This is a genomic window from uncultured Roseovarius sp., from assembly GCF_963972555.1.
Lineage (GTDB): Bacteria > Pseudomonadota > Alphaproteobacteria > Rhodobacterales > Rhodobacteraceae > Roseovarius > Roseovarius mucosus.
The window spans coordinates 212,749-232,248 of sequence record NZ_CAXAUM010000003.1 but is presented as its reverse complement, the minus strand read 5'-3'; the positions used below and the strand labels follow the sequence as shown (position 1 = coordinate 232,248).

18 protein-coding genes are annotated in these 19,500 nt (G+C 63.7%); 9 read left to right on the top strand and 9 right to left on the bottom strand.

Annotated features, from left to right (window positions below):
- Positions 1–3 precede the first annotated feature (3 nt).
- Positions 4–462 (bottom strand): Lrp/AsnC family transcriptional regulator, encoded by a 459-nt coding sequence (locus AACZ65_RS04540; RefSeq protein ID WP_037268264.1) that lies wholly within the window; start codon positions 460–462, stop codon positions 4–6.
- Positions 459–914, bottom strand: a complete 456-nt coding sequence (locus AACZ65_RS04535) for an Lrp/AsnC family transcriptional regulator (RefSeq protein ID WP_037268261.1) — start codon at positions 912–914, stop codon at positions 459–461. The genes AACZ65_RS04540 and AACZ65_RS04535 overlap by 4 nt, the downstream gene beginning before the upstream one ends.
- Positions 915–1,041: 127 nt before the next feature.
- On the opposite strand from AACZ65_RS04535, the gene ilvC reads away from it, so the two are divergent.
- On the top strand, positions 1,042–2,064 hold the full coding sequence (gene ilvC, locus AACZ65_RS04530; RefSeq protein WP_037269717.1) for a ketol-acid reductoisomerase: 1,023 nt from the start codon (positions 1,042–1,044) through the stop codon (positions 2,062–2,064).
- A 65-nt stretch (positions 2,065–2,129) separates the two neighbouring features.
- Positions 2,130–3,047, top strand: a complete 918-nt coding sequence (locus AACZ65_RS04525) for a DMT family transporter (protein WP_339668388.1) — start codon at positions 2,130–2,132, stop codon at positions 3,045–3,047.
- 133 nt (positions 3,048–3,180) lie between these two features.
- Here the strand turns inward: AACZ65_RS04525 and folP are convergent, their stop codons facing one another.
- The 4 genes from folP to AACZ65_RS04505 form a co-directional block, all read right to left on the bottom strand.
- Positions 3,181–4,191: a dihydropteroate synthase gene (gene folP, locus AACZ65_RS04520; protein ID WP_339668386.1), complete on the bottom strand. Its 1,011-nt coding sequence runs from the start codon at positions 4,189–4,191 to the stop codon at positions 3,181–3,183.
- Between the two features lie 75 nt (positions 4,192–4,266).
- Positions 4,267–4,665, bottom strand: coding sequence for a DUF4864 domain-containing protein (locus tag AACZ65_RS04515; protein ID WP_339668384.1), 399 nt, complete (start codon positions 4,663–4,665; stop codon positions 4,267–4,269).
- 53 nt (positions 4,666–4,718) lie between these two features.
- On the bottom strand, positions 4,719–5,123 hold the full coding sequence (locus AACZ65_RS04510; RefSeq protein ID WP_339668382.1) for a cytochrome c: 405 nt from the start codon (positions 5,121–5,123) through the stop codon (positions 4,719–4,721).
- A gap of 77 nt (positions 5,124–5,200) precedes the next feature.
- Positions 5,201–6,178 (bottom strand): Ldh family oxidoreductase, encoded by a 978-nt coding sequence (locus AACZ65_RS04505; RefSeq protein ID WP_339668380.1) that lies wholly within the window; start codon positions 6,176–6,178, stop codon positions 5,201–5,203.
- A gap of 204 nt (positions 6,179–6,382) precedes the next feature.
- Between AACZ65_RS04505 and fabF the strand changes: the two genes are divergently transcribed.
- Together fabF and mltG are read left to right on the top strand one after the other, a co-directional pair.
- Positions 6,383–7,642: a beta-ketoacyl-ACP synthase II gene (gene fabF / locus AACZ65_RS04500; protein WP_339668379.1), complete on the top strand. Its 1,260-nt coding sequence runs from the start codon at positions 6,383–6,385 to the stop codon at positions 7,640–7,642.
- Complete coding sequence (mltG, locus tag AACZ65_RS04495; RefSeq protein WP_339668377.1) at positions 7,642–8,799, top strand: endolytic transglycosylase MltG; 1,158 nt, start codon at positions 7,642–7,644, stop codon at positions 8,797–8,799. Before fabF ends, mltG begins: the two co-directional genes overlap by 1 nt.
- A gap of 67 nt (positions 8,800–8,866) precedes the next feature.
- On the opposite strand, the gene AACZ65_RS04490 is transcribed toward mltG, so the two are convergent.
- From AACZ65_RS04490 to AACZ65_RS04480, 3 genes are all read right to left on the bottom strand, one after another.
- On the bottom strand, positions 8,867–9,799 hold the full coding sequence (locus AACZ65_RS04490; protein ID WP_339668376.1) for an ABC transporter permease: 933 nt from the start codon (positions 9,797–9,799) through the stop codon (positions 8,867–8,869).
- Complete coding sequence (locus AACZ65_RS04485; RefSeq protein WP_339668375.1) at positions 9,792–10,799, bottom strand: ABC transporter permease; 1,008 nt, start codon at positions 10,797–10,799, stop codon at positions 9,792–9,794. Before AACZ65_RS04485 ends, AACZ65_RS04490 begins: the two co-directional genes overlap by 8 nt.
- An 89-nt stretch (positions 10,800–10,888) precedes the next feature.
- Positions 10,889–12,589, bottom strand: a complete 1,701-nt coding sequence (locus tag AACZ65_RS04480; RefSeq protein ID WP_339668373.1) for a peptide ABC transporter substrate-binding protein — start codon at positions 12,587–12,589, stop codon at positions 10,889–10,891.
- Positions 12,590–12,841: 252 nt separating this feature from the next.
- Here AACZ65_RS04480 and AACZ65_RS04475 point away from each other — a divergent pair, with 252 nt between their 5' ends.
- From AACZ65_RS04475 to AACZ65_RS04455, 5 genes are all read left to right on the top strand, one after another.
- Positions 12,842–14,662 carry an ABC transporter ATP-binding protein gene (locus AACZ65_RS04475; protein ID WP_339668371.1) on the top strand — a complete coding sequence of 607 codons (1,821 nt, stop codon included), beginning with the start codon at positions 12,842–12,844 and terminating at the stop codon, positions 14,660–14,662.
- A 2-nt stretch (positions 14,663–14,664) separates the two neighbouring features.
- Positions 14,665–15,828, top strand: coding sequence for an acetylornithine deacetylase (gene argE / locus AACZ65_RS04470; RefSeq protein WP_339668369.1), 1,164 nt, complete (start codon positions 14,665–14,667; stop codon positions 15,826–15,828).
- A gap of 80 nt (positions 15,829–15,908) precedes the next feature.
- Complete coding sequence (gene proS, locus AACZ65_RS04465; RefSeq protein ID WP_339668368.1) at positions 15,909–17,264, top strand: proline--tRNA ligase; 1,356 nt, start codon at positions 15,909–15,911, stop codon at positions 17,262–17,264.
- A gap of 268 nt (positions 17,265–17,532) precedes the next feature.
- Positions 17,533–18,819, top strand: a complete 1,287-nt coding sequence (locus tag AACZ65_RS04460; RefSeq protein WP_339668367.1) for a lipoprotein-releasing ABC transporter permease subunit — start codon at positions 17,533–17,535, stop codon at positions 18,817–18,819.
- Entirely contained in the window at positions 18,812–19,495 is a 684-nt protein-coding gene (locus AACZ65_RS04455; protein WP_339668365.1) for an ABC transporter ATP-binding protein, read from the top strand. Before AACZ65_RS04460 ends, AACZ65_RS04455 begins: the two co-directional genes overlap by 8 nt.
- Positions 19,496–19,500 lie beyond the last annotated feature (5 nt).

Genomic DNA, 19,500 nt, shown 5'->3' with positions numbered 1-19,500 from the left:
ACGTCAGCCGATTGGACCGGGACGGCGTTCTTCGCTCAAGAGCACATTGGCCTCGACATCGCCAACCCCCGGCAAGGTCATGATCCGGCGGCGCAAAACCCGTTCAAAATCGGAAATGTCGCGGGCCACGACGCGCAGGCGATAATCATAGAGGCCAAGGATATGTTCCACCGTCTGCACCTCGGGGATGGCCGATACCGCGCGTTCGAAATCCTCTAGGCTGACACGGCCCTTGGTGGCGAGCTTGACACCAAGAAAAACCATGACCCCGAAGCCCAGTTTTTCATGATCCAATTCAAGACGTTGCCCCTTGATCACCCCGGTCTCGCGCAGGCGTTGCAGACGCCGCCATGTGGCAGGCTGCGACAGGCCAAGCGCGCGGCCTATCGCACTTGCCGATTGGGTGGCATCGCGCACCAGTTCGCGCAGGATCAGCCGGTCGGTGGTATCCAGTTCGATCATAGTGGCAGCACCTCGTCGGATTTGATCCGTGCCACATGCATCAGCGCCTCGATGTCGGCGATATGCGGCAGGGTCAGGATGGCGCTACGATAAAGCTGTTGATAATGCGCCATGTCGCGGGCAATGACCGAGAGGCGCAGGTCAACACGGCCCAGAAATGTCTGAATTTCAATAACTTCCGGCACGTTTCTTGCGGCTTCGATGAATTCGTCAAAGGCGCGGGGCTGCGTCTTGTCCAAGGTGATGCGCAAGGATACCTCGACCTCATAGCCAAGGGCGCGCCAGTCGATCACGGCACGGTTGGCGCGGATCACGCCGTCTTGCTGCATCCGCTCCAAACGGCGGGCACAGGTGGCAGGGGTCACACCCGCCCTCTCTGCCAAATCGGCGGCGCCGAGCGTGGGGGCATGTTGATAGTGGCGCAGGATGCGACGGTCCGTGTCGTCGAGCATGATTTTTACCAATATTTCCGATATGGCGAATGATTACTCTGAAAATCCCCTGAAATAAACCGAAATCACCGGTCCCTCTCGCCCACACATGCCTATGATGCCCCCATCAACCGAAGAGGAGAACGCCATGCGCGTCTATTACGATCGTGACTGCGACATCAACCTGATCAAGGATAAGAAAGTCGCCATTCTGGGCTATGGCAGCCAGGGCCATGCCCACGCCCTTAACCTGCGGGATTCAGGGGCAAAAAACCTTGTGGTGGCGCTGCGCGAGGGCTCGAAATCGGCCAAGAAGGCCGAGGCAGAAGGCCTCAAGGTCATGGGCATCGCCGAAGCGGCGGCCTGGTGCGACCTGATGATGTTCACCATGCCCGACGAACTGCAGGGCGAAACCTATCGCAAATACGTGCATGACAACATCCGCCCCGGTGCGGCGATCGCCTTTGCCCATGGTCTCAACATCCATTTTGGCCTGATCGAACCGAAAGAGGGCGTGGACGTCATCATGATGGCCCCCAAGGGCCCCGGCCACACGGTGCGCGGTGAATACGTCAAGGGCGGCGGCGTGCCCTGCCTCGTGGCAGTCAACAACGACGCGTCCGGCAAGGCCCTGGAAATCGGGCTTTCCTACTGCTCGGCCATTGGCGGCGGTCGCTCGGGGATCATCGAGACCAACTTCCGCGAAGAGTGCGAAACCGACCTCTTCGGCGAACAGGCAGTGCTGTGCGGTGGCCTCGTCGAACTGATCCGCATGGGCTTTGAGACGCTGGTCGAAGCGGGCTATGCCCCTGAAATGGCTTACTTTGAGTGCTTGCACGAGGTGAAGCTGATCGTCGATCTGATCTATGAAGGCGGCATCGCCAACATGAACTATTCGATCTCGAACACGGCCGAATATGGCGAATACGTCAGCGGTCCGCGGGTCCTGCCCTATGAGCAGACCAAGAAAGAGATGAAGGCCATTCTGCGCGACATCCAGACCGGCAAGTTCGTGCGCGACTTCATGCAGGAGAATGCCGTGGGTCAGCCGTTCTTCAAGGGCACGCGCCGGATGAACGACGCGCATCAGATCGAAGAAGTGGGTCAGAAGCTGCGCGCCATGATGCCGTGGATCTCCGCAGGCAAGCTGGTGGATCAAGAAAAGAACTGAACCCATTGAAATATAATGGGAAAGGGCATCCCTTTGGGGTGCCCTTTTTGTCTGAGGGCCAAACCATGCAAGAGATTTCCACACTCAACTGGCTGAGGATCGGTGCTTTGGGCGTGATCTGGGGGGCATCCTTCATGTTCGTCTCGGTCGCTCTGACCGGGGTGGGACCGTTTTTTCTGGCCGCTGTGAGGATCGTCCTGGGGGCGGGGTTTCTGCTGTGTCTGCTGCGGGTGAAGGGGCGGAAATTGCCGCCAAGAAACGGCGTGGACGGGCGAAAAATCTGGCAGTTCGCCTTGGTTATGGCATTGTTTTCAAATGTTTTACCCTTCATCCTTTTGTCATGGGCGCAGCAGTCCGTGGCCTCGGGATTTGCCGGGGTCTGCATGGCAGCGGTGCCGCTCCTGATCCTGCCTTTGGCGCATTTTCTGGTGCCGGGAGAGCGGATGCATCTCAGGCGGTTGGTGGGGTTTGTTCTGGGCACGACGGGCGTTGTGGTGCTGATCGGGCCGGGTGCCTTCACATCGACCGGCAAGGACCTGGAATCCTTGGCAAGATTGGCCTGTCTCGGGGCGGCGGGGGGCTATGCGATTGGCTCGATTGCGACGCGATTGTCGCCGGAGGTGGACCGTTTGGCCCTGTCCGCGCTGGTTCTGACATTGGCCGCCGGGATGATCCTGCCCTTGGCGCTGGTGGTTGAGGGATGGCCTAGTGCATTGAATACAAAGAGCTTATTGGCGCTGCTTTATCTTGGCGTCCTCCCGACCGGGGTGGCGCAAGTCCTGCTGGTGCAGGTCAACCGCGAGGCGGGCCCGAGTTTCTTCAGCCTTGTCAATTACATGGTGCCGGTCTGGTCGGTGATCCTTGGGGCGCTCGTGCTCGGCGAGGCATTGCCGCCGAGTTTGCTGGCGGCGATGACGCTGATTCTGGTGGGTGTCGGCATGAGCCAATGGGGGGCCCTGCGCCGGGTGTTTGGCGCGAGGTGACGTTTACAGAACTTACGAAATACCCCCGGATTCTGTAAGGTCCCTACCCTACCGCGCGCCCCGATCAGGATTTGGCAAGCAACGGGCTTCAATCTGTGGACAAGTCACGATCCTAGACGAGGTTTCGACAAGTCTAGGATCGCGGCGCGGCAAGGGTCGCGCGCCAGAGGTCGATCGCGGCGCGGGTTTCCGCGACGTCATGCACGCGCAGGATCTGCACCCCATGCGCCGCGCCGCCCAAGGCCACGGCGAGCGAGCCGGGCATACGGTCAGCGGCAACGGGCGTGCGGCTGATGTCGCCGATGAAGCGCTTGCGCGAGGCACCAAGGAGGATCGGACAGCCGAGGCTGTGAAAAAGCGAGAGGTTTTGCAGAAGGGTAAGGTTATGCGCGACTGTCTTGCCAAAGCCGATGCCGGGATCGGTCACGATGCGCGCGCGGGGAATACCAAGCGCGACAAGCGCCTCGATCCGCGCGGCGAGCCAATCGTAGACATCAAGCAGGACGTGGTCGTAACGCGGGTCTTGCTGCATGGTCTCGGGCGTGCCCTGCGCGTGCATCACGCAAACCGGCAGGGCATGGGTGGCGGCATAGGGGCCGAGGGCGGGATCATAGGTAAAGCCCGCCACATCGTTGATGAGATTGGCCCCCGCCGCATGGGCGGCCTGAGCCACGGGTGCCTTGCGGGTGTCGATGGAAATGGGCGTGGCGATACCGGCGCGCAGGGCCGCGATGACCGGGGCGGTGCGGGCGATTTCGTCGTCCACGGGCACGGGGGCCGCACCGGGGCGGGTGGATTCGCCACCCACGTCCAGAATTGCGGCCCCGTCGGCGGCCATCTGACGGGCATGGGCAAGGGCCACCTCGGGATCAAAATGCTGCCCGCCGTCGGAAAAGCTGTCCGGGGTCACGTTGAGGATGCCCATGATCTGCGGAGCGGCCATATCGAGCCCCGCCACCGGCGCGCGGGGCGTGGTGAGGCGATGCAGCGCCTCGGTCGGCAGGTCAGCGGCGGGCATGAGATAGGAGGGCGCAGAGCGATCCAGCACCTCGACCGTATCGAACCAACACAAGCCGCCCGCGAGGGTCAACGCACCGGCGGGGCGGGCGGGATCGGTGCGGGGGATGGGGCGATAATAGGGCATGGGCGGCCTCGATGCGGCATGGGATCAGGCCGGGGAGGTAAGGGGCTGCGCCGTCGCGGTCAAGTCCGTGCCGGTTCAGACGCTTGCGTCGGGCGCGCGGCGCACCGTCACGCCATTGATGCGCCAGCCCTCGGGGGTTTCGATCATCTCGTAATCCACGATCCAGGCCGCGCCCGCCGCATCGAGGACGCGCACCCCCTGCCAAAGGCGTCCGGCAATCTCGCGCATCTCGAGAAAGGTCACATCGGAGGGGCGCCAGACCATTGGATAACCCTCGCGCACCATAGCCCCGAATTGCTCGGGCGAGCCAAATTTCTGCTGGATGAAGGGGCTGGCATAGCCATAGGCGCGGGTGACATCCTGTGCCAAAAACGCCTCGATCTGCGCTGTGATGACAGCCTGCGCGTCCTCATCGGCGCGCAGGGGGGCTGCAAGACCAAGCATAAGGATCAACGACAGAATGATAGAGCGCATGGCGCACCTCCCGCTGCACGAGAGGTAGCCCCCTCTTTTCCTGCGTCAAGCGATCAGGGGGTTTGCAGCGTTTCGAGATAGGCCACCAGATCGACAACCGGCTGGCTGGTCAGCATGGTCTGACCGCGTTCGGTGCGCAGGCCCACGTCGCGATCCTCGAAAAAGCTGCCATAGATCGGCATCGGGCTACCGTGCGACACGAGAGGGTCACGCCCGTCGATGCGGCGCACCACCCGCTCCACCGGGAAATGGCCATTGTTGCTGGATTTGAGCGCGGTCAGGTCGGTGGGATGCAGCGTCAGCACCGCCCGCATGGGGCCAAAGCCCGTGCCGTCAATCCCGTGGCAGGCGGCGCAATAGCGCTCATAGGTTTGGGTTCCGGCGCGGATGTCCTGAGCTTGCGTGGAGTTTGCCAAAGCGAGGCTTGCCAAGATTACGATCGAGAGTGTCGCGCGCATGAGAGGTCTCCTTGCGGTGTCCAAAGGCGGTGGTTCTCTTTTATAGGTCCGGAGCGTGCCCCGTGCCTTGATCGGGATCAAACGGCAAGGTCACAGACCTGAGCCCAGAGGGCATCCGGCACTGTGACGGGATCGCAGGTGCGCTTGCCCTGCCCCGGCATCCGCGCGCCTGCGTCAATGGTCGCGGCCTCAGCCACCTGCGCCAGCCGGTCAAAGAAGGCGCCTGACAGGTCCGGGTCCATCAGCAGGTAATACTGGCCCAGATCATGCGGTGGGCCATCCGGTGCCTTGAGCGGTTTCACATCGCGGCTGACCACGCCGCCGGTCATGCCAGCGGCCAAAAGCTCGGCCATGAGGCCAAAGCCCCAGCCCTTTGCCCCGCCGATGCTGACCAAGGACCCGGCCAGCGCCGCCTCGGGGTCGGTGGTGGGGTTTCCTTCCGCGTCAAGCGCCCAACCGAGCGGGATCGGTTGGCCTGCCGCCTTGGCCATGGTGATCTTGCCAAGTGCTACAACGGTGGTGGATTGGTCGAACTGCATGGCAAGGCCACCCTGCCCGTCGGGCACCGAGAATGCGATGGGATTGGTGCCGATCACCCGCGTCTTGCCGCCCGGGGCGGCAACGATGGGCGAGGCATTGGTCATGCCGAGGCCAATGAGCCCGCGCCGCGCGATCTGTTCGGTAAAATAGCCCAGCGACGTGCAGGTATGAGCGTGACCGATGGCAAGGCTGGCCACGCCATTGTCGCGCGCGGCCTGAGCGGCGCGGTCGATGCCACGGGCAAAGGCGGGTTGGGCAAAGCCCATGCGCGCATCGACCATGACCGCAGCGGGGCGGGGCTGGGTCACCTCTGGTTCGACGGTGCCGTTGACGCGGCCCGAGCGCAATTGCTGGCAATAGCTTTCGAGATAGTAGAGGCCGCAGATGCGGTTGCCGATGCTTTCGGCGGCACGCACGGCGCGGGCGACCTCTGCCGCGATCCAAGGGGCGGCCCCATGGCGAATTAGGGCCGCCGTGGTGCGGGTCTCGATGTCGTTCAGGTCTATGTCGGCCATGGTGCCCCCTCTCGCGATGTTTGCGCCGACAGCTATGGGTGCGCGGGCGGCGCGTGGTCAATCCAATCCTTCTGAAGCGGAGTTCAGTTTGGCCGAAATGGCAGCCCGGTGGCGGGGCTTTGCAGGGGATGGCGCGATGCTCTTGCCCCTTGGGGCCAAGGCGGGGTAAGAGCAGCAAAAGCGCAATAAGGGAAGGGCAGCATCATGCGGCGTGTCGTTGTCACAGGTCTGGGTCTGGTGACCCCGCTGGCCGATGGGGTCGAACTGAGCTGGAGCAGGCTCTTGGCGGGGCAATCGGGGGCGGGCACCATCATCCGCTTTGACCCGGTCAATGTGGTGACGAAATATGCCTGCCAGATTCCCTTGGGCGATGGCACCGACGGCACCTTTCACTCCGATAAGTACATGGAACCGAAAGAGCGCCGCAAGGTGGATGATTTCATCCTCTATGGCATTGCCGCGGCCCAGCAAGCGGTCGAGGATTCAGGCTGGATGCCCGAGGATGAGGCCGCGCGCGAGCGCACCGGCGTGATGCTGGGATCGGGCATCGGCGGGCTGCGCTCGATCGAAGAGACTGCCGGGATCATCCGCGAAAAGGGCGTGCGGCGGGTGTCGCCGTTCTTTATCCCCGGCGCGCTGATCAACCTGATCTCGGGTCAGGTGAGCATTCGCTATGGGTTCAAAGGACCGAACCATTCGGTCGTGACCGCCTGCGCCACCGGCGCGCATGCGATTGGCGATGCTGCGCGGCTCATTCAATGGGGTGACGCAGATGTGATGGTGGCGGGCGGCGCCGAAGCCTCGATCTGCGAAATCGGGATTGCCGGGTTCAACGCCTGCAAGGCGCTGTCGACCAAGCGTGCCGACGATCCGCAAGCCGCCAGCCGCCCCTATGACATGGACCGCGACGGGTTCGTCATGGGCGAAGGTGCGGGCGTGGTCGTGCTTGAGGAATACGAGCATGCCAAGGCGCGCGGTGCCAAGATCTATGCCGAGATCCTCGGCTACGGTCTCTCGGGGGATGCCTATCACATCACCGCGCCGTCCGAGACGGGCGATGGCGGGTTCCGCGCGATGCAGGCGGCGCTGAACCGCGCCGGGCTCAGCCCGTCGGATATTGATTACGTCAACGCGCATGGCACCTCGACCATGGCCGATACCATCGAGTTGCAGGCGGTTGAGCGGCTCTTGGGCAATGCAGCGGCGAATGTGACGATGAGTTCGACGAAATCCTCAGTCGGGCACCTTCTCGGGGCTGCGGGCGCGGTTGAAGCGATTTTCTGTATTCTGGCGATCCGCGATCAGGTGGCCCCGCCGACGATCAATCTGGACAATCCGGCGGTGGAAACCCCGCTTGATCTGGCCCCCAATGCCAAGCGTGAGCGCAAGATCGACGTGGCGCTCAGCAACAGCTTTGGCTTTGGCGGCACCAATGCCGCCCTGATTGTCGGGAAGCCGCGCTGATGTGGCGACACATCGTCTCGAACTTTCTGACGCTGCTGGTGGTGGTGGTGTTTCTGCTCGGCGGTGTGATCCTCTGGGGGCAGCAGCAATATTCGGCGCGCGGTCCCTTGTCGGATGCGATCTGTCTGCGGGTTGATCCCGGCAGCACGATGCGGCGCGTCTCGAGCCGGTTGGAAAGTGACGGGGCGGTGACGAGCGGCGCGATTTTTCGCATCGGCGCGGAATATACCGAGAAGGACGCGCTGCTCAAGGCCGGAAGCTGGCTGATCCCCGAAGGGGCAAGCATGGCGGAGATCACCGACATCATCACGCGCGGCGGGGCCAGCACCTGTGGCACCGAGGTTGTATATCGCCTGGGCGTGACCAGCGCCGAAGTGGTGGTGCGCGAGTTGGATGCCGCCACCGGGCGCTATGAAGAGCGGGCCAAGTTCGATCCCAATGCCGAGGGCGCGCCACCGGCGGAGTTTACGGATGTGCGCGAACAGGCCGATACGCGCTATCGCGTGGCCCTGGCCGAAGGCGTGACAAGCTGGCAGGTGGTCGAGGGGTTGAAGGCGGTTGATGTGTTGACCGGCGAGGTGGCCGAAGTGCCGGCCGAGGGCACGCTTGCGCCCGACAGCTACGAGGTGCGCGCGGGCGATACGCGCGAGAGCGTGCTCACCCGCATGAGCGAGGCGCAGGCGGTCATTCTGGCCGCGGCGTGGCAAGGGCGGGCCGAGGGACTGCCGCTGAAATCGGCGGAAGAGGCGCTGATCCTTGCCTCGATCATCGAGAAGGAAACCGGCGTGGCGGATGAGCGGCGGCAGGTGGCGAGCGTGTTCGTCAACCGCCTCAACCGTGGCATGCGGCTCCAGACCGACCCGACGGTGATTTATGGCGTGACCGAGGGCAAGGGCGTGTTGGGCCGGGGCCTGCGGCAGAGCGAATTGCGCGGTGCAACGCCTTGGAATACCTATGTGATCGAGGGGCTGCCGCCCACGCCTATCGCCAATCCGGGCCGCGCCAGCATCGAGGCGGCGGTGAACCCGGACAGCACGGATTACGTGTTCTTCGTGGCCGATGGCACCGGCGGCCATGCCTTTGCCGAGACATTGGACGAGCACAACCGCAACGTCGCCCGCTGGCGTCAGATCGAGGCGGAGCGCGGGAATAACTGAGGGGCCATTCGCCCCAAGCCCCCGCGCGGAACAAGGCGCATAGCGCCGCCACGCGGATCCAGTCCCCTCACCGCCCCCTTATTCTCGGGTCCAGCGCGTCGCGCAGGCCGTCGCCCATGTAGTTGATCGACAGCACCGTGAGCGAGATGCCAAGGCCGGGCCAGAACACGCGTTCGGGGTAATCCTGCAGATACTGCACCGCGTCATTCAAGAGCCGCCCCCATGTCGGGAAATCGGGGGGAAAGCCCAAGCCCAGAAAGCTGAGCGCGCTTTCGGTGATGATCGCATTGGCGATGCCAAGCGTGGCCGAGACCATGATCGGCGACATCACATTGGGCAGGATATGCCGGGTGATGAGGCCGAAATTGGTGGTGCCGATGGACCGCGCGGCGAGGATGAATTCGCGCTCTTTCAGCGCCAGAACATCGCCGCGCACGATCCGCGCCGTGGGCATCCAGCTTGTGACGCCAATGGCGACCACGATCAGGATGAAAATCCCGGTCTCGGGGCCAAAGACACCGTTCAGGCTCTCGCGAAAGAGGAGCACCATCACGAGCAGGAGCGGCAGAAGCGGCAGCGACAGGAAGAGGTCCGTGAGCCGCATGAGCGGCCCGTCAAGGCGGCGAAAGAATCCCGCCAGAACCCCCACCAGCGAGCCCAGCACCAGCGCCAGCAGCATCGCCGTCAGACCCACCGCAATCGAGGTCTGCCCGCCCGCCATCATCCGCGCCAGCGTGTCGCGGCCAAGCTGGTCGGTGCCAAAGGGATGCGCCCAGCTTGGCCCCTGATTGCGCGCGCGAATGTCGATGAAGGTGGCGTCATAGGGCCAGACCAGCGGGCCAAGAAAGACGGCGGCGCTGATCGCGATCAGCACAATACTGCCAATGAGCGCGCCGCGATGGCTGCGGAACTGATCCCAGACGTCGCGCCACTGGCTGCGCGGCGGGGCGGTGGGGCCGGTGTCGGCGAGGGCCGCGATGGGTTTGGGGGTCTCAGTCATAGCGAATCCTCGGGTCGAACACGCCATAGAGCACGTCGGCGACGATGTTGAAAAAGACGATCAGCACGGCAATCATGAAGGTCACGGTCTGCACCATCGGCAGGTCGTTGGCCTCGATCGCGGTGATCAGAAGCTGGCCCAGCCCGTTCACCTTGAAAATCTGTTCGGTGATGATCGCGCCGCCAAAGATCGAGGGCACGCCAAGGGCGATGACCGTGATCACCGGGATCATCGAATTGCGCAGCACATGCACCATGACCACCGACCATTCCGACAGCCCCTTGGCACGCGCGGTGCGCACGTAATCCTGATTGAGGTTGTCCAGCATCGAGGCGCGCATGAAGCGGCTGATCTGCGCCGTGGTCTGCAGGGCGAGCACCATCACCGGCATGACCATCTGCATCAATTGCTGTTTGAAGGTGGCCCAGTCCACCACCACCAGCGTGGTGTCGTAGATCGAGGGCAACCAGCCCAGTTGCACCGAAAAGATCACGATCACCAGCACGCCGGAAAAGAACGGCGGCACCGAATAGCCGACCATGGTCACAAAGGTGCCGGTCTGATCGAACACGGAATATTGCCGATAGGCGGAATAGATGCCGATGGGCAGGGCGATGAGGATGCCCACCACATAGGACATGGCCACCACCCAGAGGGTCTGCGGCATGCGCTGCACGATCACATCCATGACCGGCGAGCGGAATTGCCAGCTGAGCACGCGCTGTTGCCCTTCGGCCCAGGCCGTACCGAAAAGCCAGTCGATGAACATCATCGGCTCGACCACAAAGAATTGCCACATCCATTTGACAAAGCGGATATGCGTGGGCTCGCCCAGACCGAGAGCGAGGCGCATCTTTTCCTTGACCTCTGGGGGCACGGTCAGGGGGACCTGTGCCATGGGATCGCCGGGGGCCAGTTCGAGCAAGAGAAAGATCACGAGGCTGATGAACAGCAACGTCGGGATCGCGAGGACGAACCTTCGGATCGTATAGGTCAGCATGCGCGGCGCCTTATGCGGGTCGTTCTTATTGGTGTCTGACAGTCAAAGCGCCGCCCCGGAGATGCTCCGGAGCGGCCTTTGCCGTCAGATCACTTGATCCGGAACCAATCCGCGGCGTTCCAAAGCTCGGTGTCCCAAGTGTTCAACTCGACCCCGCCCAGCGAGTTGGAGCGCGCAGAGACGCGGCCCCGGTCAACCAGCGGCACGATGGTATAGCTGTCCTTGGTCAGCATGTCGTTGAGTTTGCGGGCAATCTCGCCGCGCTTGTCCAACTCGGCGGTGCGGCCCAGTTCCTTGACCAGTTCGTCATAGGCCGGATCGCAGAAGCGGTTGATATTCTCGCCCTGCCATTGGGTTTCCGGGCGCGGGGCCTTTTCACAGGTATAGCCGGCCAGATAGCTCTGCGGATCGGTTCCGTCGAAGTTGTTGGCATACATTTCCACATCGGCGTAGAACTTGGGGAAGGTATCGGGGCTGCCCGGATCGCTGCCAAAGAACACGGAGGCAGAGATGTTGCGCAGCTCGGTTTCGACGCCGATTTCGGACCACCACTGTTTGATCAGCGCCTGAAAGTCCTGACGCACGGCGTTGGTCGACGTTTGATAGAGCAGCGAGAGTTTCTTGCCGTCCTTCTCGCGGATGCCACCGGCGCCCACGGTCCAGCCCGCCTCTTCCAAGAGCGCCTTGGCGCCTTCGATGTCCTGCGTCAGGCAATCGGTGTTGTCGGAGGCAAAGATTTCCGGTGCCGGCACGAGGTTGCAGGTGGGCCGCCCCGCCTTGCCATAGCCGATTTCGGTCAGCAATTCGCGGTCTATCGCCATCGACAGCGCCTTGCGCACGCGTATGTCGGTCAGGATCGGATGCGGATGCTTGGCGGTCGAGCGTTCACCCTCGGGCAGGTCGGGCGAGGGATCGGTGAGGTTCATCTCGATCCGTTCGACCAGCGTGCCAAAGGCCGACATGGCCACGCCCTTGCCCGCCGCCTCCATATTGGCGATCACGTCGGGGGCGAGTTGCAGGTTCCAGGCATAATCGAATTCGCCGGTTTCCAGCACCGCACGCCCCGCCGCCGTGGCATCGCCGCCACCCTTGAAGGTCATGGTGGCAAAGCGCGGCTTGGCCGGGTCGCGGTAATTGGGGTTGGCCGAGAGCGAGATCACGTCATTGGGACGGAATTCATCCACCTTGAACGGGCCGGTGCCGATGGGGGCGAAGTTGGCATCGGCACATTCCTGCGCCTTGGCCCCCAGACAATTGGCGAATTGCGCCGCCTGAATGATCGGGGCCTGCCCACCCATGAAGGGACCATAGGGCACCGGAGTGGGTTGCGAGAAATTGACCTTGACGGTCAGATCGTCGATCACCTCGACCGAGGACACGCCCTCATATTTGCCAAGCTGGGCGCAGCCGCCCTCGGGGTGCATGCAGTATTCGGCGGTGAATTTCACGTCATTGGCGGTAAAGGGCGTGCCATCCGACCACAATATGCCCGGCTTGATCTTCCATGTGATCGAGGTGAGATCCTCGGACACACCGCCATTGCCGACGGTCGGGATTTCCTCGGCCAGATAGGGGATCATCTCGCCCTTGGTGTTGTAGCGGCCCAAGGGTTCGATCACGAGGCTGGCGGCCTCGACCTCTTTGGTGCCGCCCGAGAGATAGGGGTTCATGATCGACGGCGCTTGCCAGTAGATCAGATTCACATGGCCATCGGCGCCGCGCTCGGCTTGCGCCATGGTGGCGAGACCGGCAAGGGCCGTCGCGCCCAAAAGCAATGGTTTCAGGGTCATTTTGGTTCTTTCTCCACTGTTGGACAGCTCTTTGCGCCGTCTCGTTCGCACTTTTTCAGGGAAAACAGGCCGCGATGGCGCGTGCCGCATCCCCTGATCGGCACGAGCATCACAGACTGGATCAGAATAAAATGCAAGCATTCCATTCATGGCGCCGCTCAACATCGCGTTATGCGTGCGGCGTTATTTGACAGGCGCGCGCGAAAGTGAGTAGCGTTTAGGCATCATCCCCTGAATGCAGAGGCCGCCCCCATGCTGGATACCCCGATTGTCCGGATCGAGAATCTCCGGGTCGAGTTCGAGACGCGGGATGGACCGGTGGTGGGGGTCGAAGATGTGTCCTTTGCCGTCAACCCCGGCGAGACGGTCTGTGTCGTGGGCGAGAGCGGATCGGGCAAATCGGTGTCGTCGCTGTCGCTGATGCGGCTGATTGATTACGGCGGCGGCACGATTGCGGGCGGGCGCATCCTCTTTGACCGCAGAGAGGGCGGCGCGGTCGATCTGGCCCAAACGGATCAGAGCCTGATGCGCACGATCCGGGGCAATGAGATCGGGATGATCTTTCAAGAGCCGATGACCGCGCTCAACCCGGTCTTTACCGTGGGGCGGCAATTGTCCGAGGGGCTGCGCGTGCATCGCGGCATGGACAAGGCGGCGGCACGGGCGCAGGCGCTGGAATTGCTGCGCGAGGTGCGGATTCCAGAGCCGGAGCGCCGGTTGGAGCAATATCCGCACGAGTTGTCTGGCGGGATGCGGCAACGGGTGGTGATCGCCATGGCGCTGGCCTGCAAGCCGCGCCTTCTGATTGCGGACGAGCCGACGACCGCGCTCGACGTGACCATTCAGGCCGAGATTCTGGCACTGATTGACCGGCTCAAGCGTGAGACCGGGACGGCGGTCATTTTCATCACGCATGACATGGCGGTCGTGGCGCAGATGGCTGACCGGGTGGTCGTGATGTTTCGCGGCAACAAGGTGGAAGAAGGGCCGGTCGAGCAGATTTTCGAGGCCCCGAGCCATGACTATACCAAGGCGCTGCTCGCGGCGGTGCCCAAGCTGGGCGAAATGCGCGGCAAAGCCTACCCCGAGCCCATGCGCCTGTTGGGCGCGGACGCCCATGAGGTCAAGCCGATCAAAGGGCAGGATCAGGAGCTGTTGCGCGTCAAGGGGTTGATCACGCGGTTCCCGGTCAAGGGCGGGTTCTTTCGCAGGACGCTGGCCAATGTCCATGCGGTCGAGGATCTGTCCTTTACCCTGCAAAAGGGCCGCACGCTCAGCCTTGTGGGGGAATCGGGCTGCGGCAAATCCACCGCGGGCCGCTCGATTCTGCGGCTGGTCGAGCCGATGGCAGGCGAGGTGGTGCTGGACGGTGTCGATATCATGGCGCTTGGGCCCGCCGATCTGCGCCGTGCCCGCGTGGATATGCAGATGGTCTTTCAAGACCCGTTCGCCAGCCTCAATCCCCAGATGAAGCTGGCGGCGCAGGTGGCGGAGCCGATGAAGAATTACGGGCTGGTGTCAGGGTCCGAGATCGAGGACCGGGTGGCGATGCTCTTTGACCGGGTGGAATTGCCGCGCTCTTTCCTGCGGCGGTTTCCGCATGAGCTCAGCGGCGGTCAGCGGCAGCGGGTGGCGATTGCCCGCGCGCTGGCGCTCAACCCCAAGCTCATTGTCGCGGATGAGGCGGTGAGCGCATTGGATGTGAGCGTACAGGCGCAGGTGCTCAACCTGATGATGGAATTGCAGGCCGATCTGGGGCTGAGTTACGTCTTTATCAGCCATGACATGGCCGTGGTCGAACGGGTGAGCCATGATGTCGGCGTCATGTATCTGGGCCGGATCGTCGAGCGGGGGCCGCGCGCGGCGGTGTTCGAGAACCCGCAGCATCCCTATACGCAGGCCCTGATGAAGGCGGTGCCGATCGCCGATCCGCGGCGGCGCAAATCCGAGAAGGACCTGAATTTCAAGCCGATCCCCTCGCCCATCCACCGGGTCGGGTACGAGCCGGGGCCGTCGGTTTATGAAGAGGTCACACCGGGGCATTTCGTGCTGACATCCGAAAGCGGATATTGAGCATGACCGCGCGTTTGACGCCGTTCGAGATCATGGAGCGGCTGGTGGGTTTCCCCACCGTGAGCCGCGACAGCAATCTGCCGCTGGTGGATTGGGTCGAGAACTATCTGGCGAGCCACGGCATCGCCGCGCATCGCCATTACGACGAGACCGGGCAGAAGGCCGCGATTTTCGCCCATGTCGGGCCCGAGGTGGCGGGGGGTGTCGTCCTGTCGGGTCATACCGATGTGGTGCCCGTGGATGGCCAGCCCTGGAGCAGCGATCCCTTTCGCGTCGTCGCGCGCGACGGCAAATATTACGGACGCGGCTGCTGCGACATGAAAGGCTTTGACGCGCTGGCGATCTGGGCGCTGGTCGAGGCGCATCATTCGGGCGTGGCGCGGCCTCTGCAACTGGCGCTCAGCTATGACGAAGAGGTGGGCTGCATCGGCGCGCCGCCGATGATTGCGGCGATGCAGGGCGTTCTGCCGCGCGCCGACCTCGCCATTATCGGCGAGCCGTCGATGATGCAGGCGGTCACGGGCCACAAGGGCGGGCTGGGTTACGAGGTGCATGTGGTGGGCTATGAGGTGCATAGCTCGATCCTGCATCTGGGCGTGAATGCGATCATGGCCGCCGCCCCGCTGATCGACTGGGCCAATGCGCGCAATGCCGAGAACCGGGCGAAGGTGCCAACGGATCTGGCCGCGATGTTCGAGCCACCTTGGACCACGCTGCATGTCGGGCAGATTTCGGGCGGCACGGCGCATAACATCACCGCCAAGGATTGCCGCTTTGGCATGGATTTCCGGGTGGTGCCGGGCGAGGATGCCGAAGGATGGGGGCAGCGGTTTGTCGACGCGGTGCGCGCCGCCGAGGCCGCGATGCAGGCGGTGCGCCCCGAGGCGCGGATCGACCTGCGCCCGAGGTTCCGCGTGCCGGGCCTGCAACCCGAAGAGGCGGGCGCGGCGGAGGGTCTGGTGCGCCAGATCACCGGCGACAATGGCCGCCATGTGGTCAGCTACGGCACCGAGGCGGGGCAATTCCAGGAGGCGGGCTATTCGGCGGTGATCTGTGGCCCCGGCGACATCGCACAGGCGCACCAGCCCGATGAATATATCACCGTGGCGCAGTTCGAGGCCGGGCACGCCTTCATGCGCGCGCTCTTGGGGAGGTTGGCGGGGTAAAGGCCCCTGCCCCTTGCCCCGCCCCGTGCCCTAGGATACTCCGACGGCATCAAGCATTTCATCTCGAAGGTGCCCTGCCCATGCGTCTGAGCCGTTACTTTCTGCCCGTTCTCAAGGAAACCCCCGCGGAGGCGCAGATTGCCTCGCACCGGCTGATGCTGCGGGCGGGGATGATCAAGCAGGCGAGCGCCGGGATCTATTCCTGGCTGCCGCTGGGCTTCAAGATCCTGCGCAAGCTGGAAAACATCGTGCACGAAGAACAGGTGCGCGCGGGCCATATCCCGGTGCTGATGCCCACGCTGCAATCTGCGGACCTGTGGCGCGAGTCCGGGCGCTATGACGATTACGGCGCGGAAATGCTGCGGATCAAGGACCGGCATGATCGTGACATGCTCTACGGTCCGACCAACGAAGAGTTGATCACCGATATTTTCCGGGCCCATGTCGGCAGCTACAAGGACCTGCCGCTCACGCTCTATCATATCCAGTGGAAATTCCGCGACGAGGTGCGCCCGCGCTTTGGCGTGATGCGGGGCCGCGAGTTCCTGATGAAGGACGGGTATAATTTCGACCTGACCAAGGAAGACGCGCTGCATGCCTATAACCGCCACATGGTCAGCTACCTGCGCACCTATGAGCGGATGGGATTGCAGGCCATCCCGATGCGCGCCGATAGCGGGCCGATCGGGGGCGACGACACGCATGAGTTCCTGGTGCTGGCCGATACGGGCGAATCGGAGGTGTTCTACGACAGCGCCATCACCGATCTGACCCTTGGCAACCGGGTGGTGGATTATGCCAGCCGCGAAGAATGCGAGGCCATCGTCAAGGAATGGACCACGCCCTATGCACGCACCGACGAGACCCATGACGCAGCACTCTACGACGCCATCCCCGAGGCGCGGCGCAAGGCCAGCCGGGGCATCGAGGTGGGGCAGATTTTCTACTTCGGCACCAAGTATTCCGGGCCGATGGGGGCCAATGTGCAGGGGCCGGATGGCAAATCCGTGCCGGTGCATATGGGCAGCCATGGCATCGGCGTGAGCCGTCTGATCGGCGCGATCATCGAGGCCAACCATGACGACAAGGGCATCATCTGGCCCGAGGGCGTGACGCCGTTCCATGCCGGGATCGTGAATCTGAAACAGGGCGACGCCGAGGCGGACGCCGCCTGCGAGGCGCTGTATGCGTCGTTGGTGGCCTTGGGGATGGAGCCGCTTTACGATGACCGCGACGAGCGGGCGGGCGGCAAGTTTGCCACGATGGACCTGATTGGCCTGCCGTGGCGGATCACCGTGGGACCGCGCGGGTTGAAGAATGGCGTGGTCGAGGTGACCTGCCGCCGCACCGGCGAGAGCGAAGAACTGCCGCCCGAACAGGCGGTGGAGAAGCTGGCGCTGGCCTATGCGGGCCATGTGCTGCGGCCGAGTTTGTGAGGGTGTGAGCGGGGGGAGAGCCGCGCGGTCGCTGGGCCGGGGTCTGGCGAGGCAACGGGTTTGGCTGCCACTTTATGCGAGCCAAACCCGTATGACCCCTCAGCAATGCGCTCCCTCTCAAAATCGCTAGGCCGCGGGACGGCCCAGCGATCCGCGCGGCGGCGCTACGCGCCTTGATTCCGCGCGGGGGAGATCCCATCCCCCCTCCCTTGACGCCCCCATCCGAAACCCCCACTCTCCGCCCAGACCCGAGACCGAAGGAACCGGAATGGCCAGAACGCCCACCCCCTTTGCCGCCTTTGAATGGCTGATCGCCTGGCGCTATCTGCGCGCCAAGCGGGCCGAGGGCGGCGTCAGCGTGATGACCTGGATCAGCCTGATTGGCATCACGCTGGCGGTCTTTGCCCTGATTGCCACGCTCGCCGTGCGCTCGGGCTTTCGCGCGGAATTCGTCGATACGATCCTTGGCGCCAATGCCCATGTGACGGTTTACAATTCCGGCGCGGTCGATGCTTCGGGGCGCGTGGACCGCAGCCTTGAGGATTACGCCGCCATGGCCGAGCGCGTGCGCGCGGTCCCTGGCGTGACCCGCGTGGCCCCGCTGGTCAAAGGGCAGGTCATGGCCAATGCCCGCGATCGCAACGCAGGGGTGCAGGTTTTTGGCATCATGGCCGAGGATCTGAAAACCATCCGCCGCGTGGCCGATCCCGAGACCTCTCAAGGGGACATTGCCCGCTTTGAGCAGGGCATCGCCATCGGTTCCGGCGTGGCGCAGGAACTCGGCGTGACAGTGGGCGACCGGATCAAGCTGATCTCGCCCAACGGGGTCAAGACGCCGCTGGGAACCAGCCCGCGCGTCAATGCCTATGAGGTGGTCTATATCTTTACCGCCGGGCGCTATGACATAGACCGGGTGCGTGCCTACCTGCCCTTTGCCGAGGCGCAGACATTCTTCAACCGCGACGGGCGCGCGGATGAACTGGAAGTGATGGTGAGCGCGCCCGAACGCGTCGATGACCTGACCCTGCCGCTGCTGGAGGCGGCGGGCGAGCGGGCCATGCTCTGGACATGGCAAGACGCGAGCGGCGCCTTCCTGCGCGCGCTCGAGGTGGAGGATAACGTGATGTTCGTGATCCTCTCGATCCTCGTGCTGATCGCGGCCATGAACATCACGAGCGGCCTGATCATGCTGGTCAAGAACAAGGGCCGCGACATCGGCATCCTGCGCACCATGGGGTTGACCGAGGGGTCGATCCTGCGCGTCTTTTTCATCTGCGGGGCCTTTACCGGGATGATCGGCACGGCGATGGGGGTGATCCTGGGGTGTCTCTTCGCGCTCTATATCGACCCGATCTTCAGCTTTGTGAACATGGCCATGGGCGGTCAGGTCTGGGATCCGTCGATCCGTGGCATTTACCGGCTGCCCGCAGAATTGCGTGCCGAGGATGTGATGTCGGCGGTGGTTCTGTCGCTGGGCCTGAGTTTCGTGGTCACGATCTTTCCGGCGCGGCGTGCGGCGCGGATGAACCCGGTGGAGGCGCTGCGCTATGAGTGAGGCGGTGTTGCGCCTGAGCGGCGTCGAGAAGATCTACAATCGCGGTCAGACCTCTGAGGTGCGGGTGCTGAATGGTGTCGATCTCACGCTCGCGCGCGGCGAGATGGTGGCGCTGGTGGCCCCGTCAGGGGCCGGCAAATCCACGCTGCTGCACATCGCGGGGCTGCTCGATACGCCCGACGCGGGCCGGGTCGAGATCGGGGGCGAGGATATGACCGGCCTCAACGACCGGCGGCGCACCATGGTGCGGCGGCAGGAGGTGGGCTTTGTCTATCAGTTCCACCACCTCCTGCCCGAGTTCAGCGCGCTGGAAAACATCGTGCTGCCGCAACTGGCCAATGGCGTGGCACGGCGCGAGGCCGAGACGCGGGCACAGGCGCTGCTGGAAGAGGTGGGTGTCGGGCCGCGCGCCGCGCACCGGCCCTCGGCCATGTCAGGGGGCGAGCAACAGCGCGTGGCCTTTTGCCGGGCGCTGGCCAATGCCCCCCGCGTTCTCCTGGCAGACGAGCCGACGGGCAATCTCGATCCCGGCACCTCGGATCAGGTCTTTGCCGCGCTCACGGGGTTGGTGCGCGGCACCGGCCTCTCGGCGCTGATTGCCACGCATAACCTTGATCTGGCGGCCCGGATGGACCGTATCCTGCGGCTGGATCAGGGGCGGGTCGTGCCGGGCTGAACGGC

What these genes read in the sequence shown, in the direction of transcription:
- AACZ65_RS04540 (WP_037268264.1), bottom strand. Translation starts at nt 462, where the DNA reads ATGATCGAACTGGATACCACCGACCGGCTGATCCTGCGCGAACTGGTG.
- AACZ65_RS04535 (WP_037268261.1), bottom strand. Translation starts at nt 914, where the DNA reads ATGCTCGACGACACGGACCGTCGCATCCTGCGCCACTATCAACATGCC.
- ilvC (WP_037269717.1), top strand. Translation starts at nt 1,042, where the DNA reads ATGCGCGTCTATTACGATCGTGACTGCGACATCAACCTGATCAAGGAT.
- AACZ65_RS04525 (WP_339668388.1), top strand. Translation starts at nt 2,130, where the DNA reads ATGCAAGAGATTTCCACACTCAACTGGCTGAGGATCGGTGCTTTGGGC.
- folP (WP_339668386.1), bottom strand. Translation starts at nt 4,191, where the DNA reads ATGCCCTATTATCGCCCCATCCCCCGCACCGATCCCGCCCGCCCCGCC.
- AACZ65_RS04515 (WP_339668384.1), bottom strand. Translation starts at nt 4,665, where the DNA reads ATGCGCTCTATCATTCTGTCGTTGATCCTTATGCTTGGTCTTGCAGCC.
- AACZ65_RS04510 (WP_339668382.1), bottom strand. Translation starts at nt 5,123, where the DNA reads ATGCGCGCGACACTCTCGATCGTAATCTTGGCAAGCCTCGCTTTGGCA.
- AACZ65_RS04505 (WP_339668380.1), bottom strand. Translation starts at nt 6,178, where the DNA reads ATGGCCGACATAGACCTGAACGACATCGAGACCCGCACCACGGCGGCC.
- fabF (WP_339668379.1), top strand. Translation starts at nt 6,383, where the DNA reads ATGCGGCGTGTCGTTGTCACAGGTCTGGGTCTGGTGACCCCGCTGGCC.
- mltG (WP_339668377.1), top strand. Translation starts at nt 7,642, where the DNA reads ATGTGGCGACACATCGTCTCGAACTTTCTGACGCTGCTGGTGGTGGTG.
- AACZ65_RS04490 (WP_339668376.1), bottom strand. Translation starts at nt 9,799, where the DNA reads ATGACTGAGACCCCCAAACCCATCGCGGCCCTCGCCGACACCGGCCCC.
- AACZ65_RS04485 (WP_339668375.1), bottom strand. Translation starts at nt 10,799, where the DNA reads ATGCTGACCTATACGATCCGAAGGTTCGTCCTCGCGATCCCGACGTTG.
- AACZ65_RS04480 (WP_339668373.1), bottom strand. Translation starts at nt 12,589, where the DNA reads ATGACCCTGAAACCATTGCTTTTGGGCGCGACGGCCCTTGCCGGTCTC.
- AACZ65_RS04475 (WP_339668371.1), top strand. Translation starts at nt 12,842, where the DNA reads ATGCTGGATACCCCGATTGTCCGGATCGAGAATCTCCGGGTCGAGTTC.
- argE (WP_339668369.1), top strand. Translation starts at nt 14,665, where the DNA reads ATGACCGCGCGTTTGACGCCGTTCGAGATCATGGAGCGGCTGGTGGGT.
- proS (WP_339668368.1), top strand. Translation starts at nt 15,909, where the DNA reads ATGCGTCTGAGCCGTTACTTTCTGCCCGTTCTCAAGGAAACCCCCGCG.
- AACZ65_RS04460 (WP_339668367.1), top strand. Translation starts at nt 17,533, where the DNA reads ATGGCCAGAACGCCCACCCCCTTTGCCGCCTTTGAATGGCTGATCGCC.
- AACZ65_RS04455 (WP_339668365.1), top strand. Translation starts at nt 18,812, where the DNA reads ATGAGTGAGGCGGTGTTGCGCCTGAGCGGCGTCGAGAAGATCTACAAT.